The organism is Methylobacterium sp. P3_A11, assembly GCF_056403155.1.
Map to the genome: position 1 here is coordinate 1 of NZ_JBFUGA010000084.1, position 17,921 is coordinate 17,921.

13 protein-coding genes and 1 pseudogene are annotated in these 17,921 nt (G+C 71.2%); 4 read left to right on the forward strand and 10 right to left on the reverse strand.

Going from position 1 to position 17,921, the window contains the following annotated elements:
• The coding region (locus AC1DXK_RS22400) for an ATP-binding protein (RefSeq protein ID WP_477299118.1) at window positions 1–1,963 on the reverse strand (1,963 nt) is incomplete at its 3' end.
• Between the two features lie 178 nt (window positions 1,964–2,141).
• On the opposite strand from AC1DXK_RS22400, the gene AC1DXK_RS22405 reads away from it, so the two are divergent.
• A complete protein-coding gene (locus AC1DXK_RS22405; RefSeq protein ID WP_457106063.1) occupies window positions 2,142–3,818 on the forward strand; it encodes a methyl-accepting chemotaxis protein in 1,677 nt (558 codons plus the stop codon).
• 108 nt (window positions 3,819–3,926) lie between these two features.
• Here the strand turns inward: AC1DXK_RS22405 and AC1DXK_RS22410 are convergent, their stop codons facing one another.
• The 8 genes and pseudogenes from AC1DXK_RS22410 to AC1DXK_RS22445 form a co-directional block, all read right to left on the reverse strand.
• On the reverse strand, window positions 3,927–4,553 hold the full coding sequence (locus AC1DXK_RS22410) for a DUF4194 domain-containing protein (protein ID WP_457106064.1): 627 nt from the start codon (window positions 4,551–4,553) through the stop codon (window positions 3,927–3,929).
• A complete protein-coding gene (locus AC1DXK_RS22415; protein WP_457106065.1) occupies window positions 4,546–5,916 on the reverse strand; it encodes a Wadjet anti-phage system protein JetA family protein in 1,371 nt (456 codons plus the stop codon). The genes AC1DXK_RS22410 and AC1DXK_RS22415 overlap by 8 nt, the downstream gene beginning before the upstream one ends.
• 37 nt (window positions 5,917–5,953) lie before the next feature.
• Window positions 5,954–6,370, reverse strand: a complete 417-nt coding sequence (locus AC1DXK_RS22420; RefSeq protein WP_043345483.1) for an FKBP-type peptidyl-prolyl cis-trans isomerase — start codon at window positions 6,368–6,370, stop codon at window positions 5,954–5,956.
• Window positions 6,371–6,477: 107 nt separating this feature from the next.
• A pseudogene (locus AC1DXK_RS22425) lies at window positions 6,478–8,574 on the reverse strand (methyl-accepting chemotaxis protein).
• 323 nt (window positions 8,575–8,897) lie between these two features.
• Window positions 8,898–10,121 (reverse strand): bifunctional phosphopantothenoylcysteine decarboxylase/phosphopantothenate--cysteine ligase CoaBC, encoded by a 1,224-nt coding sequence (gene coaBC, locus AC1DXK_RS22430; protein ID WP_457106066.1) that lies wholly within the window; start codon window positions 10,119–10,121, stop codon window positions 8,898–8,900.
• 43 nt (window positions 10,122–10,164) lie between these two features.
• Window positions 10,165–10,887, reverse strand: a complete 723-nt coding sequence (locus AC1DXK_RS22435) for a di-trans,poly-cis-decaprenylcistransferase (RefSeq protein WP_457106067.1) — start codon at window positions 10,885–10,887, stop codon at window positions 10,165–10,167.
• A 77-nt stretch (window positions 10,888–10,964) separates the two neighbouring features.
• The gene (locus AC1DXK_RS22440) at window positions 10,965–11,354 is read right to left on the reverse strand and encodes a transcriptional regulator (protein ID WP_457106068.1); all 390 of its coding nucleotides are present in this window, start codon (window positions 11,352–11,354) and stop codon (window positions 10,965–10,967) included.
• Window positions 11,341–11,958 (reverse strand): hypothetical protein, encoded by a 618-nt coding sequence (locus tag AC1DXK_RS22445; RefSeq protein ID WP_457106069.1) that lies wholly within the window; start codon window positions 11,956–11,958, stop codon window positions 11,341–11,343. Before AC1DXK_RS22445 ends, AC1DXK_RS22440 begins: the two co-directional genes overlap by 14 nt.
• A gap of 300 nt (window positions 11,959–12,258) precedes the next feature.
• Between AC1DXK_RS22445 and uvrB the strand changes: the two genes are divergently transcribed.
• Entirely contained in the window at window positions 12,259–15,006 is a 2,748-nt protein-coding gene (gene uvrB, locus AC1DXK_RS22450; RefSeq protein ID WP_457106070.1) for an excinuclease ABC subunit UvrB, read from the forward strand.
• A gap of 16 nt (window positions 15,007–15,022) precedes the next feature.
• Here uvrB and AC1DXK_RS22455 read toward each other — a convergent pair whose 3' ends face one another.
• Window positions 15,023–15,241, reverse strand: coding sequence for a hypothetical protein (locus tag AC1DXK_RS22455; RefSeq protein WP_457106071.1), 219 nt, complete (start codon window positions 15,239–15,241; stop codon window positions 15,023–15,025).
• 119 nt (window positions 15,242–15,360) lie between these two features.
• On the opposite strand from AC1DXK_RS22455, the gene AC1DXK_RS22460 reads away from it, so the two are divergent.
• Both AC1DXK_RS22460 and AC1DXK_RS22465 read left to right on the forward strand, forming a co-directional pair.
• Window positions 15,361–15,912 carry an ankyrin repeat domain-containing protein gene (locus AC1DXK_RS22460; RefSeq protein ID WP_457106072.1) on the forward strand — a complete coding sequence of 184 codons (552 nt, stop codon included), beginning with the start codon at window positions 15,361–15,363 and terminating at the stop codon, window positions 15,910–15,912.
• Window positions 15,913–15,974: 62 nt separating this feature from the next.
• Entirely contained in the window at window positions 15,975–17,732 is a 1,758-nt protein-coding gene (locus tag AC1DXK_RS22465; RefSeq protein ID WP_477299114.1) for an outer membrane protein assembly factor BamB family protein, read from the forward strand.
• Window positions 17,733–17,921: the final 189 nt, after the last annotated feature.

The window sequence follows — 17,921 nt, forward strand, 5'->3', positions numbered from 1 at the left end:
CGCGCAGAACCGCCGCCTCGCCGCGCAGGCGGCGCGCCTCGGCCACCGCGATCTCGTGGGCGCGGCGGCTGTCGGCGGTCGGCCCGCGATGGCCGCGGGTCATCAGGAGATCGACGCTGCGGGTGACCGAATAGGCCATGCCGGCCGTGGTGCGGCCGCTCGGGGCCACCGCCCGAGCGAGGCGGGCGAGTTCGGCATCGTCCCGGGCGAGGTCGTAGCCCCCGAGCCGCACGCCGAGGAACGCCTCCGCATGCGGGTCGCTCGCCTCGATGACGGTGAGCGGCCCGTCGTCGTAGCGGCGCGCCCGCTGCTTGGCGGTGTCGGTGGTCTTGACCAGGATGCAGCGGTGGAACCGGTCGCGGCCCGACTGGAGCACGCCGAGCGCCTCGGTCAGCCGGTCCGGGGCGACCACCAGGGCCTCGCGGGCGCGCCCGAGCAGGCCTTCCAGGGCCGGCCCCCAGGTCGGGTCGACGATCTCGGCCAATTCGCAGATCGGCACCGCCGCGATGCCGCGACGCTCCAGCTCGCCGCGGAAGGCCACCGTGTCCGAGGAGAGGCGCGCGGCCGGGCCGGAGCCGGTGCGCGGGGCCGTGCGCTCGGCCTCGCTCTCCTGGGCGCGGGCCTTCAGCGCCGCATCCTCGGCGGCGCGCTCCAGGACCTCGTCGAAATCGGGCAGGCGCGCCAGCCCTTCCATCAGCTCGGCGAGGGGTCCTTCGGGGCGCAGGATCTCCTCGGGGGAGGATTCCCGGCGCAGGCCCGCCCGGGCGCAGGCCTCGGTGAGGCGGGCCGCCGGCGGGCAGGTCTGGCGCAGGATCGGCGCCACCGGCTGCAGCTTGGCCATCTGGCCGACCAGGCCGACGAGATCGCCGATCCGGCCTATCAGCTCCTTCCGGTCCCGCTCCAGCATGGAGAGGCCCAGTGTCGAGGCGGCGAGACGCCCCTCGGCCGCACTCGCGGCGGCGAGCGCCTTCTTCTCGGCGATCTCGCCGTCGATCTCGCGCGCGTGGCCGCGGCTCGCCGCGACGCGCTCGCGGGCGATGCGCAGGGTGTCGGCGCCCTCGCGCAGGCGTGTCCGGACGGCGATCAGATCGAGGCTGCGGCGGCGCAGCTCGGCGCTGGCCGCCCGCAGATCGTGGGTCGCGGCGGCGAGGACCGCCTCGCCCCAGGCCTCGTAGCGGTCCCTCAGGCGCCGCAGGCGGCCGAGGCGGCTCTCCAGCTCGGCGATGGTCTCGAGGAGGCGTCGCCAGTTCGCGATCGAGTGGCGCACGCGCTCGACGTCGAGGGGCTCCGGGTCGAGCACGAAGGCGCGCACGAAGGCGCTGGTGTCGAAGATCGGCTTGAACGCCACCGCGTTGGCGAAGCTGCGCAGGAAGTGGCGCGGCTCCGGCGCCGGCGCCCCCTCCCGCAGGGAGGCGAGGACATCGGCCGTGAAGCGCTCGCCCGAGGTCCGGTACTCGGTGAAGCTCGACGCGCGGGCGCGCAGGTCGGCGGCGATCTCGGTCCACGGCGCCGTGTAGGTGCCGCCGGGCGCGGTGCGGGCGTAGTCGGCGACCTCGAACCGGTGGCCGACCGCGATGAAGCGCGACAGCACCGTCTCCTTCGGATCCGCGGCCCGGGCCGCCAGCGCCAGCCCGACCGAGACCACGCGGCCGGAATCGGGATTCTCGAAGACCAGGACCAGCACGGTCTCGCAGGATTCCCGGGTCGGGCGGCCGCCCTCCGCCGGGTCGCTGATCCAGCCCAGGCAGTAGTCGCGCACGGTGCGCGCGCTGCGCCCGGAGGCCGAGGCGTTGAGGGCGAGGCGGCTGGCGTTGTTGCCGGCCAGCACGGTGCCGACCGCGTCGAAGATCGTCGACTTGCCGGCCCCGGTCGGCCCGACGAGCGCCGCGGCGCCGCGCAGGCGGATCTGCTCGCGGCGGATCAGGTACCAGTTCGAGAGGGCAATGTCGGTGAGGACGTACACGATGTCGGTGAGCCGGGCCGGTGACGGAGTGAAGGATCGGTCCAGTTGGCCGGACTCGGCCGCGTATGCAAGCCGACGCACACGCAGGTCTGAAGCCAGATTCCACTGCAGGTTATGACACTGTTAGCAGAAGATGCTCATGTCCTTCCGGTCTCGTCCGTACGACCGGAATTGACCGATGCGTCTCAGTCTCAAAGCGAAATTAAGCGGCCTTTTCGCCCTCCTGCTCCTGGCGGCGATCGTTCAGGGCGGCGTCACTCTCTACAAGATGCAGGAGGTCGACCAGCGGCTCGCGGAGCTGATCGACAACGCCGTGCCGTCGATCAACGAGGCCCAGTCGATCAACGCCCTCGTGATGCGGTCGCGGCTGTGGCAGTTCCGCTACGTGACGGCGGATAGCGAGGCAGAGCGCGCGACCAGCCTGAAGAACGCGGACGAGTTGATCCGGAATCGCCAGGCTAAGGTCGAGTCCTACCGCACCCTCGTGGCCTCGAAGGAGGAGCAGACGCTCTACGACGACCTGCTCGCCAAGCTGACGGTGCAGCAGGCCGACTGGGACCGCCTCCGCGCCTTTCCGGCCGATCAGCACGACCAGGCGCTCGCTTATTTCCGCGGCCCCATGAATGCCGACTATCTCGCGGCCTCGACCGCGACCCGCGCTCTCGCCGACCTGAACATCAAGACCGGCGAAGCGGCCGGGCGCACGGCCCGCGACAGCCAGGCCGACGCGGTCCGGGCCACCATCGTCAGCCTGATCGTCAGCCTCGCGATCGCGCTGGGCGCCATGCTGTACGCCTTCACGGGCGTGTCACGGCCGCTCGCCGGCATGACTCTGTCCATGCGGCGCCTCGCCGACGGCGACACGCAGACCGAGATCCCCTACGCGGCGCGGCGAGACGAGATCGGCGCCATGTCGGCGACCGTCGCAGTCTTCCGGGAGAACCTGCTGCACGCCCGCGCCCTGGAGGCCGAGACCGCGCAGGCCCGGGCCGGCGCCGAGGCGCAGCGCCGGCAGGCGACACGCGAGCTCGCCGACCGATTCGAATCCGCCATCGGCGGGATCGTCGGCTCGGTGACGTCGGCGGCGACGCAGCTCCAAGCCACGGCCCAGAGCCTCACCGCGACGGCGACGCAGACGGCGGGCCAGTCCACCAGCGCGGCGGCCGCCGCCGAGGAGGCCTCCACCAACGTGACCACGGTCGCGGCGGCCGCCGAGGAGCTGGGCTCCTCGGTCAACGAGATCGGCCGCCAGGTCGGCTCCTCGGCGGATCTGGCGCAGGCCGCCGTCCGCGAGGCGGCCGCCACGGCCGACCTCGTCCAGGCGCTGAGCACCGGCGCGCGCCGGGTCGGCGAGGTGGTGGACCTGATCTCGGCGATCGCCAGCCAGACCAACCTGCTGGCGCTGAACGCCACGATCGAGGCCGCCCGGGCGGGGGCCGCCGGTCGCGGCTTCGCGGTCGTCGCCACCGAGGTGAAGGCGCTGGCCGACCAGACCGCCAAGGCCACCGCCGAGATCTCGGCCCAGATCGCCCAGATCCAGGGCTCGACCGGCCAGGCCGTCCAGGCCATCGACGGCATCGCCGGCCGCATCCGCGAGATCAGCGGCATGGCCAACTCCATCGCGGCGGCCGTCGAGGAGCAGGGCGCGGCCACCCAGGAGATCGTCCGCAACGTCGCCGAGGCGGCGACCGGGACCGAGTCCGTCACCGCCAATGTCAGCGGCGTCGCGGGCGCCGCCGAAGAGACCGGTGCGGCCGCCGCGCAGGTCCTGGCCTCTGCCTCCGAGATGGCTCGCCAGGCAGCCCATCTCGGCGGCGAGGTCGAGCACTTCCTGGCAACGGTCCGAGCGGCCTGAACCGGAACCGGCGGGCGGCTTCCGGGCGACGCGCCCGGTTGCCCTCGCCGTCGCGGGTGCGGCGCGGCGACCCAAGGTCACGCCTCTCGGGGGCGGGCGCTGACGGCCTCAGGCCTCCCCGGCCTCGGACCACGCCCGGAGGCGCTCCATCCATGCGTCGGAGGCCAGCACCGTCAGCCCCGGCAGGAGCGAGAGCGGGGTGACCCGCTCGACCCGGTCGCGCTCGCCGAGGCGCAGGCCGCCGCGCTTGGCGTAGAGGCGCAGGATGTCGGCGAGCCGGCCCTCCTCGGGGGGCTCGTTGCGCGCCACCGTGCGGATCTTCTCGACGATCTCGTCGGTGGTGCAGTCCACGATCCCGTCCGTGCCGGCCCGGTGATCGCGCAGGCCCTCCTCGTAGAGCAGCCGGAGCGCCAGCAGCACCAGCGTCTCGTCCTTGCGCAGGCGCTCCGAGACGATGTCGTGGCGGGGTGCGTCGGCGGCCGGGCTCAGCGAGACCATCTGGTCGCGGTGCGCGACGGTCAGCGCGTAGCCCAAGCAGGCGAAATAATCGGTGAAGAACGGCGCGTAGTGCCGGGCCAGCTCGTAGGAGCGGCCGATGCCCTGGGTCTCGGCGTAGATCACCTGCCCCTTCAGCAGCACCTGGAGGGCGCGGCTCAGCTCCTCCGCATCGGGAGCCCGGGCGCCGGGCGGCGGCGGTTCGTCGCCGTCGATGATCGCGCGGAACCCCTCAAGCATGGGGGCGGCGCTTCAAGAGGAAATCCGGGCAGTCCAGCCAGCCGTTGGCGACCCGCTCGGGCAACCGGGTGACGGCATAGCGGGCGCCGAGCTTGGCGTCGAACAGCACGTCGATTTCGCGCAGGCGCTGGAACACGATGAAGTCGTCGACGCCCGCGATCACGATCTGCGACCCGCGCAGGGTCACGGCCTTGCCGAGGCGGGCCTCCACGAAGGCGCTCATGCTCTCGGGCGTCACGGTGGTGCGCCGCCGGAACTCCGCCTTGGCGGCCGCGAAGGCGTCGACCACCGGATCGTCCTCGATGTCGGGCAGGGGCTCCATGTCGATGGCGGACTTGCGCGCCCGCGGTGCCTGGAGATGCGCGTGCCCGATGGGCGGGCGCAGCAGCGAGACGTCGCCCGGCACCTCGGGGGCGATCTCCGACCCGCCGACGGCGCGCAGCATCGCGGCCACCCGCTCGACCCCGCTCGGATCCGGGCGGTCCATCACGTGCAGGGTGGAGGCGATCCGGCGCTCCAGGCGCGCCACCACGGCGTCGACGGCATCGAGGTGGTTGTCGAGCCCCTCGAACACCGACAGGATCTGGGCGAGATCCGCCCGCACCGCCCGCTGCGCCGTGTCGAGGTCGGCGCTCCGCCCCTCCCGGATCAGACCCTCGGCCAGCGCCCGGACCGTGAGGGCGTCGCGCAGCGCCCGGCCGGCCTCGCGCACCACGCTGGCGCGGAAGCGGAACGGGTTGAAGCGGGTGTGCAGCGTCCGGTAGTCGCTGATCAGGTGCCGTTCGACGAAATCCTCGAAGAACAGCCGGAAAGTCTTCGCGCGGTCGGGCTCGCGCAGGATGCGCTCCTCGACCTTGCGCATGCCGGCGGCGAGGCCGCGCACGTGGGACAGGAAGGCGGCGGCACCCCGGGCCGCGTTCGACAGCGCCTCGCTCCGGTTCGACGGATCCGACAGGGCGCTCTCAAGGCCGCCCAGCACCTCCAGCACGGCGCCGCCGTAGGAGCGGGTCTCGCCCCGTTCCAGCCGGGACAGCTCCTCCAGGAGGAGCCGGGCCTCAGGGTCGAACTCCGCGACCGGGACGTAGCGCTCGCGGCGCTCGATCAGCCACCCGGTGTCGAGGAGGCGCCGGTAGAGGGCCGTGCGGCGCTCGGTCGGATCGGCCGAGATCGGCTCGTCGCCGCTGACCTCGGGGTCGCTCCAGCCGGCAGCGAAGTCACCGATCTCGGCGAGCAATTCGGCCTTGCGCACCGGCTCGGCCCCGAGGACGCGCCGGTGCAGGTGCAGGAGCAGGGCGGCGTTGAAACCGCGGCTCGGCGAGGCCAGCGGCTTGAACAGCTCGTCGGACAGCTGCGCGAACAGCATGGTCTGGGGACTCGCGCGCTCGCGCAGCCGGGTCCTTTTACTTCGCGCCGAGCAGTTCGACGTCGAAGATCAGGGTGGCGTTCGGCGGGATCACGCCGCCGGCGCCGCGGGCGCCGTAGCCGAGCTGCGGCGGGATGATCAGGGTGCGCTTGCCGCCGGTCTTCATGGTGGCGACGCCCTCGTCCCAGCCCTTGATCACCTGGCCGGCGCCGAGGGGGAAGCTGAAGGGCTGGTTGCGGTCGCGGGACGAGTCGAACTTCTTGCCCTTCTTGCCGCCCTCGTCGAGCCAGCCGGTGTACTGGACGGTGACCTGCTGCCCGGCCTTCGGCTCAGGCCCGGTGCCGACGACCTCGTCCTGATACTTGAGGCCCGACGGGGTGGTCACGGTCTCGGCAGTTGCGGCTGTGGTCATGGCGATCAACGCGGCTCCGAAGAGGGGGGACAGGCGAGGCATGGTTTCTCCCTGGAACCGGCGCCGTGCGCGCCGGCCGTCGGGAGGCCTTCTATCGCCTCGAACCGATCCAGGCCAGGGAGACCGTCGGCAGGGTACTCCGGGGCCGTTCAGGCGGCCCGGACACCGGCGAGGAAGCGACCGACCTCGACGGTGAGATGCTCAGACTGGGCCGTGAGTGCGGAGGCTTCATCCAGAACCCTGGCCGCCGTCGCCTCCGTCGCATGCGAGGCCTCGGCCACGCCGGCCATGTGGCCGGTCACCGCGGCTGCGCCCTGGGCCGCCGCGGCCACGCTTCTGACGATCTCCTGGGTGGCCGCGCCCTGCTCCTCCTCAGCCGCGGCGATCGAGGCCGCCACGCCGTTGATCTCGCGGATGCGGGCCGTGATCGCCCCGATCGCCGAGACGGCGTCCCCCGTGGAGACCTGGACCTGGGCAATCTGGCCCGCGATCTCGGCCGTGGCCTTGGCGGTCTGATCGGCGAGCGCCTTCACCTCGGTGGCAACGACCGCGAAGCCCCGGCCGGCGGCACCGGCCCGGGCCGCCTCGATCGTGGCGTTCAGGGCCAACAGGTTGGTCTGTTCCGCGATGGCAGAAACCAGGCCCACCACGTCGGCGATCCGGACCACGGACTCGCTCAAGGCATGGACCTGGGCGCCGGTCCGGTCGGCCTCGACGGCGGCGGTCTTCGCGAGGCGCGCCGAGCCGTCCACCTGGCGACCGATCTCCCGCACGGTGGCGCCGAGTTCCGCGGCGGCCGCCGCCACGGTGTTCACGTTGCGCGCCGCCTCCTCGGCCGCCGCGGCGACGGTGGCGGATTCGCCGGCCGTTCCCGCCGCGGCAGCCGTCATGGTCCGGGCCGTGGCCTACAGTTCGGCGGCGGCCGACGACACGCGCCCGACGATGCCGCTCACCGCCTGCTCGAAACGCTCGGCCATCGCGCGTATGCCGGTCCGGCGCCGCACCTCGGCCGCCTGCCGGGTCTCATCCGCCTCGGCTTCCAGCGCGCGGGTGCGGATCAACGTGTCCTTGAAGACCTGGACGGCCCGCGCCATCGCACCGATCTCGTTGCGCCGGTCCCGCCCGTGCACCGCGACGCCGACATCCCCCGCCGCGAGAGCCTCCATCGTGGCCGTCATCGCGCGGAGCGGCCAAAGGACACCGCGGACCAGGACGAACAAGCCGAGCACGACGAGGAGCAGGGTGGCCAACAGGGCCGCCCCGTCGCGAAGAAGGCCCCCCCGCGCCGCGCCGGAGAGAATCTCGGATCGTCCGATCATCTCGTCGAGGCAGACGAAGGCGAGGTCGACAAGGGTGATCTGCTCGGGCGTGTCGAGCTTTCGAGCCTGCGCGAGTGTCAATCCCGGCGGCTCGCCACGGCTCAGGGCATTCGCCACCGCGCGCCGCCGGGCCAGGGGGGCACCCTCGAAGTTGTTGATCTCCGCCCGGCGGAACGCAGCCCGAACCGCCTCGGTGGCTCCGGCAACGGACTCGGTGGCCGACTTCCAGGCGGCGTCGAGACGTCCCCGCTCCTCGGCAGCCGCCATGGCGTCGTCCAGCGACCAGGATGTCCCGGCCGCCAGGGAGGTCTGCACCCGCAGGGCGACGGCGCCGTTTGACATGCGCGCCGACCAGGCCGCCCGCTTGAGGGCGAGGTCTTGCCGGAGGATGGCGTCGGATAGAGGGATCGCGGCGTCCACGGCGTCGCTCGTGGCGATCAGGGCCTCGAGCATCTCCTGAAAGCCGGCCTGCGCCTCGGCGGCCACCCCGGTCTCGCGCTGGGTCCGGGACACGCGCAGGGCCGTGTCCACCCGCGGGCGGAGGCGGTCGACGCGGTCGCGGGCGGCGTGCAGGCGGCCGAGCGTCGCCGTGACCGCCGCGAGGTCCAGCCCGTCCAGGAGGGACCGCGCCTCGGCGAACCCGGCGATGGCCCGCTGTCTGTCCGCGTAGAGCGACGCCAAGGTCTCCGGATCGACAGGCTCCGCAGCGGCGAGGAATTGCAGGGTCGCGCCGCGCTCGAAGCGAGTCACGTTCAGGGTCTGGAGCAACGCACGGCTCGCACGAACCAGGGCGATGACCCGCTCCGCCTGAACCGCCTGCCCCTGCCCATCCCGCACGGCGCTCGTCGCGAAGCCGAGCAGGATCAGGCCCATGGCGACGAGGACGACACACAGCGTCGTCCGGATCGACAACTCGCGCACGCGCATCATGCCCCAACTCCGACAGCCCGAGAAACCGAGCACGCGGCAAGATCATAGCAAGATCTTTCAGGACAACATCCGCACAACCGGGCGATTCAAGACGCGCCTTTCACCTTATTTCGCAATTTTGTCTCATTTCAGAAAATACAGATACAGACTTAAATTTTTGAAAACAGCAAATAATAGGATATCTCAAGCAAGATACGGCAAAGAATTCAGAATTGTTCGGTAACTTTTTTGTGCGAACTCATCTCGTCAGCGTGAGAGCTGACCTCTGCAGATGTCATCATCCCGGACGCCGGAGCCGAGCGAGCGGCGGCAGGGTCTCGTCACCCCGCCAGGAGACCCGCGAGGTGTGCGATCAGCCGGCGCGCGACCTCGTCCTTGCCGAGGCGCGGCCAGGTTTCCACGGAGCCGTCCCGCCCGATCAAGTGCACCGTGTTGTCGACGCCGCCCATGACGCCGCCCTCGGCCGAGACATCGTTGGCCACGATCAGATCGCAGCCCTTCCGGGCGATCTTCGCCCGGGCGTGTTCGAGGACCGTGTCGGTCTCGGCGGCGAACCCGACAACCAGGGGCGGGCGGCCCGCGGGCAGATGCGCGATCGTCGCGAGGATATCAGGGTTCTCGACCAGCGGCATCGGGGCGGGACCGGCGCCGTCCTTCTTGATCTTCTTGGTCCCGGCCTCCTGCTCCGGGCGCCAATCGGCCACCGCGGCGGCGAAGACCGCGATGTCGACCGGAAGCGCCGTCTGGACGGCCTCCAGCATCTCCCGGGCTGTCTCGACCCGGACCACGGCGACGCCCGGCGGGTCGGGGATCGCCACAGGACCGGAGACGAGGGTCACGGCGGCGCCGGCCGCCGCGGCCGCGGCCGCGATCGCGTGGCCCTGGCGGCCCGAGGAGCGATTGGCGATGTAGCGGACCGGATCGATCGGCTCGTGGGTCGGGCCGGAGGTCACGAGCACATGCCGGCCGGCCAGGGGCCTGTCCCCGGCCGCGAGCCCGAGCATCCGCTCCAGCGCGTCGGCAATCTCGTTGGGTTCGGCCATGCGGCCCGGCCCGGATTCGGACTCCGCCATCTTGCCGGCGTTCGGGCCGACGATCCGGACGCCGTCGCCCTCCAGCACCGCGCGGTTCCGGCGGGTGGCGGGGTGCGCCCACATCTGGACGTTCATGGCCGGCGCGATCAGGATCGGCAGGGTCGTGGCCAGCAGGATGGTGGTCGCGAGGTCGGCCGCGTGGCCGCCGGCCATCCGGGCCATCAGGTTGGCAGTGGCGGGCGCCACCACCACGGCATCAGCCTGACGGGCGAGCTTGATGTGGCCGATCTCGGCCTCGGAAGCGCGGTCGAACAGGTCGGTGTGTGCCCGCTCCCCCGCGAGCGCGGCCGCCGCGAGGGGCGTGACGAATTCCTGTGCCCCGGCGGTGAGCACCGGGCAGACGCTGGCGCCCCGCTCGCGCAGGCGCCGGATCAGGTCGAGGGCCTTGTAGGCCGCAATGCCGCCGCCGATGACGAGGAGCACACGGCGGTCGGCGAGGGTCTCGATCATGCCGGCGACCCTCTGCGCGCGGGTGGGCGCGCGTCAAGCGGCGTCAGGCCGCCGCCGAGACGGCCGGCGCCTTCAGGCCGCCGAACCGGCGCTCGCGGCGCCCGAACTCGGCGACCGCCTCGGCGAGGTCCTGGGGTCCGAAATCGGGCCACATCCGCTCGGTGAAATGCAGCTCGGCATAGGCCGCCTCCCAGAGCATGAAATCGGAGAGGCGACGCTCGCCGCCGGTTCGGATCAGCAGATCGACATCGACCGGCGAGCCGTGCATCGGGCCGGCCACCAACTTGCCGAAATTCTCCCGCGTCAGGTCTTCGCCCTGGAGCCGCTGCGCCGCCGCCAGGATCGCGTCGCGCGCCGAGTAGTCGACGCAGATCCGCAGATGCAGCCGGGTCCCCGCCGCCGTGGCGGCCTCCGCCGCGGTGATCGCATCGGGGATGCCGACCGGCAGGCGGTCGCGCCGGCCGACGACGCTGAGGCGGGTKCCGGTGCGGGCGAGGCGCTGGGTCTCGTTGCGCAGGTATGAGCGCAGGAGCCGCATCAGGCCGCCCACCTCCTCGGCAGGGCGCTGCCAGTTGTCGGCCGAGAAGGCGTAGAGCGTCAGCGTGCCGATGCCGAGATCCGGGCAGGCCTCGGCGGTCCGGCGGATCGCCTCCACGCCGCGATGGTGGCCGGCGAGCCGCGGCCGGCCGCGCTGCGTCGCCCAGCGCCCGTTGCCGTCCATGATGATCGCGGCGTGCAGGGCGCCCGGCACCGCTTCGCTTTGCATCGTAAAGTCTCCCGGCATGGGCGTGTCGTTGAGGTCTATCGAAACGGGGTTAACATTCCCGGCAGGACCCGGCGGTCTCACGCCGTTTTCGTGGCCGGATCGAGGCCGCGGACACCGGTTTCGGGACCGCGCCCGGCGACCTCCGCGGCGTCGCGCACCACCTGTTCAAGCACGCCGAGATAGCCGATGAAGCGCCGTCGCCCGACGGGAGTCAGGCGGCACACCGTCTGCGACCGGTTCTGCGCGAAGCGCTTCTCGAGGCTGACAAGATCGGCCTCGCTCAGCACGGCGAGGTGGCGGCTCAGGTTGCCATCGGTGAGCCCGCACAGGCGCTTCAGGTCCGGGAAGGGCAATCCCTTGGGATGTGCCACCAGGGAGGTGAGCACGCTCAGGCGCGCGCGCTCATGGATGATCCTGTCGAGCCCCTCGTAGGAGAAACGGCCGTCGGAACGGTCAGCGGTCGTCATCGAAGGCCCGCGCCCCGTGATGGATGATCCCGGCCAGCCACGCCTGACCGACCAGGAAGGGCAGGCCCATCGTCCAGGGAGACAGAGCCCGCGTCTCGGCCGCGATCGCCAGCACGGCGAGACCCGCGAGCAAATACCAAGCGCCGACGCCCTGGACCGCCCGCGGCAGGATCCGCGCAGAGGCGAAGAGCCCGAGGCCGACCAGCACCTGCCACAGGCCGGGCAGCATCCAGACCTCGCCAGGGGCGAAGCGGGCGATGACCAGGGCGAGGCAGGCCCCAGCGCCCGCAGCGGGCAGGAACACCTCGATGGCGTTCCACACCATGGCGTCGGCCAGTCCCGAATGCAGGCGCCGGCTGCGCCGGACCGCCTCCACGCCGATCATCGCGAACGCCGCGAGGGCGGCAGCGATCCAGAGGCCGAAGAACAGGCCCGGCCGCGCCGTCGGATCGCCGAGCCACAGGGCCTGCGCCGCGGCGCAGGCGAGCGCGAGGCCGCCAGTACCGGCCACGGTGGCCGCGCCCAGGCCGCGAAACGCCGTATCGCGGGCGATCTGCGAGCGGATCGCGACGATGTCGGCCAGTGCCTTGTCCAGGTCCTGCATGTGCCTCGATTCCACGGTCGCACCATGCTTTGCAGCGCAAAGTATCGGCCGGACACCGTCGTCGCAAGCCGTTTCCCCCATATCAGAGAGGCGGATCTTCACCGCATCGGCGCCGAGGATCCAGTTCGATTCTGGGCGAATTCTACCTGAAGGTTGTATTCACCCCTTTGGTCGACGCTGAGGCAGGATCGTGGCATTCGTCCTCAGCATCGCCCGTGGATCCGATCAACGCGTACGAAAGTGGTAGAACTGCCCGCCGACAGGGTTCCTGCGAGCGGTGTCGGAGCCCATATTGTTCCCATGCCCGCACCGAAGAAACCGCGCGCCGCTTCCGTCACGGCCTCGTCCGCCAAGGCGTCGAAACCGGAGTTGAAGCCCCTCGACACGTATCTGGCCGAGTTGCTGAACCCGGCGCTGAACCGCAGCCGCCCGGTGCCGGCCGCGCCGCAGGCCGAACCATCCGCGCGGCCGGGAAAGCCCAAGGGCAGGAAAGCGAAGGCCGCCCCGCAGGCGGCGACCCGTCATGCGGAGATCGCCCGCGACGGTTTCGCGGAGGCGCCCCAGGCGGGCTACGCGCTGGGCGACGCGGCGGATGTCGACCCGCGCCTTGCCCAGGCCCTCGGCCTGACCCCGCCGGACGAGGGGCCGGCACCGGAGGGTGCGGACCTGCCGGATCCCGGCGGCGACGGGGGCGCCTCGGCCACGGTGACGGCCTTGGAACGCCTGCTCACCGAGGGCAACCCGCTATTCAAGGACGGCAAGACCTGGACGCCGCACCGGCCCGAGCGCCCGCAGAAATCCGAGGGCGGCGTCCGGTTCACGCTGAAATCCGAATTCAAGCCGGCCGGTGACCAGCCGAAAGCCATCGCGGAACTCGTCGGCGGCGTGCAGGCGCTGGAGCGCGATCAGGTGCTCCTCGGCGTCACCGGATCGGGCAAGACCTTCACGATGGCCAAGATCATCGAAGAGACGCAGCGCCCGGCGCTGATCCTCGCGCCCAACAAGACGCTGGCCGCGCAGCTCTACGGAGAGTTCAAGGCGTTCTTCCCGGACAACGCGGTGGAGTATTTCGTCTCCTACTACGACTATTACCAGCCCGAGGCCTACGTCCCGCGCTCGGACACGTTCATCGAGAAGGAATCGTCGATCAACGAGCAGATCGACCGGATGCGCCACTCGGCCACCCGCGCCCTGCTGGAGCGCGACGACGTCATCATCGTCGCCTCGGTCTCGTGCATCTACGGCATCGGCTCGGTCGAGACCTACACGGCGATGTCGTTCACGGTCTCGCTGGGTGAGCGCATCGAGCAGCGCCAGCTCATCGCCGACCTCGTGGCGCTTCAGTACAAGCGCATCCAGTCGGATTTCGCCCGCGGCACGTTCCGGGTGCGGGGCGATTCCATCGAGCTGTGGCCCGCCCACCTGGAGGATCGCGGCTGGCGGATCGGGCTGTTCGGCGACGAGGTCGAGAGCATCGTCGAGTTCGACCCGCTCACCGGCAAGACCATCTCCGAGCTGAAGTTCGTGAAGGTCTACGCCAACTCGCACTACGTCACGCCGCGCCCGACGCTGCAGCAGGCGATCAAGGGCATCAAGACCGAGCTGAACGGCCGGATCGAGGAGTTGACCAAGATGGGCCGTCTCATCGAGGCGCAGCGCATCGACCAGCGCTGCACCTTCGACATCGAGATGATCGAGGCCACCGGCGCCTGCAACGGCATCGAGAACTATTCCCGCTACCTCACCGGCCGGAAGCCCGGTGAGCCGCCGCCGACCCTGTTCGAGTACCTGCCCGACAACGCCCTGGTCTTCACCGACGAGAGCCACGTCACCGTGCCGCAGATCGGCGGCATGTACCGGGGCGACTTCCGCCGGAAAGCAACGCTCGCCGAGTATGGTTTCCGGCTGCCTTCCTGCCTCGACAACCGCCCGCTGCGCTTCGAGGAGTGGGACGCGATGCGGCCGATGACGGTCCATGTCTCGGCCACGCCCGGCAAGTGGGAGATGGAGCAGACCGGCGGGGTCTTCGCCGAGCAGGTCATCCGCCCGACCGGGCTGGTCGATCCGGTGATCGAGATCCGCCCGGCCCGCAGCCAGGTGGACGATCTCCTGGGCGAGGTCCGGGAAGTGGCCCAGGCCGGCTACCGGACGCTCGTGACCACGCTCACCAAGCGCATGGCCGAGGACCTCACCGAGTACCTGCACGAGAACGGCGTCCGGGTGCGCTACATGCACTCCGACATCGACACGCTGGAGCGGATCGAGATCATCCGCGACCTGCGGCTCGGCGCCTTCGACGTGCTGATCGGCATCAACCTGCTGCGCGAGGGCCTCGACATCCCGGAATGCGCCCTGGTGGCGATCCTCGACGCCGACAAGGAGGGCTTCCTCCGTTCGGAGACCTCGCTGATCCAGACCATCGGCCGCGCCGCCCGCAATGCCGACGCCCGCTGCATCCTGTATGCGGACACCATCACCGGCTCGATGGAGCGGGCGATGGCCGAGACCGAGCGGCGCCGCGCCAAGCAGCTCGCCTACAACGCCGAGCACGGGATCACGCCGCAGAGCGTGAAGCGCGGCATCGCCGACATCCTCAGCAGCGTGTTCGAGCGCGACCACGTCCAGGTCGATACCGGGCTTGCCAAGGACGCGATCACGGTGGGCCACAATCTCAAGGCCGTGATGGCGGATCTCGAGAAGCGGATGCGGACGGCCGCCGCCGATCTCGACTTCGAAGAGGCGGCGCGGCTGCGCGATGAGCTGAAGCGGCTCCAGGCGACCGAGCTGCTGGTTTCGGACGACCCGATGGCCCGGCAAAGCGACGTTGAGCGGGAAGCCGGCAAGTTCGGCCGCAAGGCGCCACGTGGGGCGGTGGGCAGCCGGATCGCCAAGCCGGACCTCGACAATATGGGTCCCGGCACCGACCGGGAGCTGCCGGTGGGCGGCCTCGCGCCGGTCTGGCAGGAGCGGCCGAAGCCGCGCTCGACGCAGGGGCTCGGCGGACAGAAGCCCAAGTACAAGGGCGGCGGCGGGCGGCGGCGGGGCTGACCCGGCCGCCGATGCCTTACGCGGCCTCGTAGCCCCGGTCGAGGCCGCCCCCCGGTCCAGCCTCGCGGGCATCGACTAGGGCCTGCGCGATCCGGACGACGAGGACATTACAGGCCTCGTCGTAGGCCTGGGACTCCGCGCGGACGGCCGCCTCGACGATGGCACCGGCCTGCTCGCGCACGATCTCGCGGGCGGTGCGCAGCGCGTCGGCGTAGGGCTCAAACGGTCGGGGCATCGTAACGCTCCGGAAGCGTCGGGCATTCGAGCCCGGATTGGCGGCTGGAACGAGCCACACGCCGAAACCGTTCCCGCCGCCGCTGGACGAGGATGCCGCATCGGCCCAGATCAGTCGCGATGAGAGACGAGCACGCGATGGCCCCGGACCCGAAAACGCCCCCGATCCTCGACGACGACACCCTGGCCTTCGCGGCCCGGGTCTTTCAGTATGCCCGCATGGGCCACGCGCAGGAGCTTGCCGACCTATTCGGCCAGGGGCTGCCGGCGAACCTGCGCAACGACAAGGGCGACAGCCTGCTGATGCTGGCCGCCTATAACGGTCAGGCGGAAGCGGCCCGTGTGATCCTCGAAGCCGGCGGCGACCCGGAACTCGCCAACGACCGCGGCCAGACGCCGCTCGCCGGCGCGGCGTTCAAGAACGATCTGGCGGTGGCGCGGCTGCTCCTCCAGCACGGGGCCGCGGTGGACGGTGTCGGCGACGGCAGCCGCACCGCACTGATGACGGCGGCGATGTTCGACCGGACCGAGATGGTCGACCTACTTCTCCAGCACGGCGCCGACCCGGATCGCCGTGACGCGTCAGGCCAGGGCGCGGCCGACATGGCCCGTGCCATGGGAGCGCAGGCGACGCCCGCTCAGCTCGACGGCGCGGCGCGGCGAAAGGCCTGAGGCTCTCGCCAAAGGGACGGGTCCGTTCAGGCGCAAGTGTCGCCGCACAGGGGAGCACAGCTTTGTCGCGAGGGTTTCGAGCCGTCCTGCTGGCCTGCCTGGGAGGATCTGTCTCTTTTATTCCAGCATCCGCCGCCGAGACTCCCTGGCCGGCCTTCGGGCACGACCCCAGCAACCGCAACTTCTCCGAGCTGACCCAGATCGACCGCGACACGGTCGGCCGCTTGCGGCCCGCCTGGATCTTCCAGACGGGGGTGACTGGCTATTTCCAGGCCCAGCCCGTCATGGTGGACGGGACCCTCTACGTCTCCACGACGCAGAACAACGTTGCGGCGCTGGACGCGCGCACCGGCAAGCCCCTGTGGACCTACACGCACAAGCCGCGGACAGACAAAATCTTCGGGCCGCCCTCGAATCGCGGGCTCGCCGTATCGGGTGGCCTCGTCTTCGAGGCGACCATGGACGGGCGGCTGATCGCCCTGGATGCCAAGAGCGGCCAGGTGGTCTGGGACAAGGAGGCCGTGCGGCCGGAGGAGGGCGAGAGCGAGACCGCCTCGGGCCTGGCGGCCACGCTGGGCGGCAAGCCGGTGCAGGGATCGAGCCGGCTGGGCTTCAAGATGCCGCCGCTGGTCGCCGACGGTCTGGTGATCGTGGGCGTCACCGGCGCGGGCTACGGCCTCCACATCGAGGACGCGGCGGGCGGCCTCGACGGCGGCGCGGTGGTCGGCATCGAGGGCGGCTACGGCCGGCGCGGCTGGCTCGCGGCCTACGACGCCAAGACGGGTGAGGAGCGTTGGCGCTGGTACGTAACCCCCTCGGAGGGGTGGGAGGGCGGCTTCGTCGAGACGACCGCCGACGGCACGCCCCTCCACCGGGACATCGCCGCCGAGAAGGCGGCCGCGCCGGCCAACCGCGACGCTTGGCGCGTGGGCGGCGGCTCGCTCTGGATGACGCCGGCCTACGATCCCGATCTCGGCCTGATCTTCTTCGGAACCGGCAATCCGGCGCCGCAGAATTTCGGCCTGTCGCGGCCGGGGGACAATCTCTACACGATGTGCCTCGTCGCCCTGGACGTGAAGACCGGAAAGCTGCGCTGGTACGACCAGCAGGTGCCCCACGACGAATGGGGCTACGACGTCGCCGCGCCGCCCTTCCTGCTCGACGGACCGAACGGCACCAAGGCGGTGGCCTCCGCGAGCAAGACCGGCTGGATCTACGTCCACGACCGCGCGACGGGGACGCTCATCGAGCGGTCGGCGCCGCTTCTCGAACAGAAGAACCTGTTCGCGCCGCCGACCCCACAGGGCACCGTGGTGGCGCCAGGCCCCCTGGGAGCGGTCTCGTGGCCGCCCACCGCGTATGACGGGCGCCGCGCTTACGTGCAGGTCCGCCACGGGGCGACGACCTACACGGTCAAGACCGTGCCGGCCGCCGCGGGGCGGCCGGAGATCCGCTACACGGAAACGGGCGAGGCGAAGGGCGAGCCGTCCTTCAGCACGCTGACCGCCGTCGATCTCGCCGATGGCGGCCGGATCGCGTGGACCGTGCGGTCGGCGAGCCGCCTCTCGGGGGGTACGCTCGCGACCGCCGGCGGACTTGTCTTCTCCGGCGAGGAGGACGGCCATCTCGACGCCCACGACGCCCGGGACGGCCGGGTGCTCTGGCGCTTCCAGTGCGGTGCCGGGATCAGCGGGCCGGCCATGACCTATGCGCTCGACGGCAAGCAGTATGTGGCGGTCGCGGCCGGGGGCGCATCGTACACCAAGGCCGCCGGCTTCGGCACCGGCGACGCCTTGCTGGTCTTCGCACTGCCCGATTGACGGCGGCCGAGCGTCCCCGGATCTGTCCCGCTGGTTCGGGCTCGGGTGTTCACAGATCTCGGTCGGACATGGGCGCTGGCGGCAGAGCGCGACGCACTCCCTCCCCCGTGCGGGAGAGGGTTGGGGTGAGGGACGAGAGGGTACAGGATTCAGCACGCCGCCAACGCGCGGTCAGAGCGAGCCTGATCC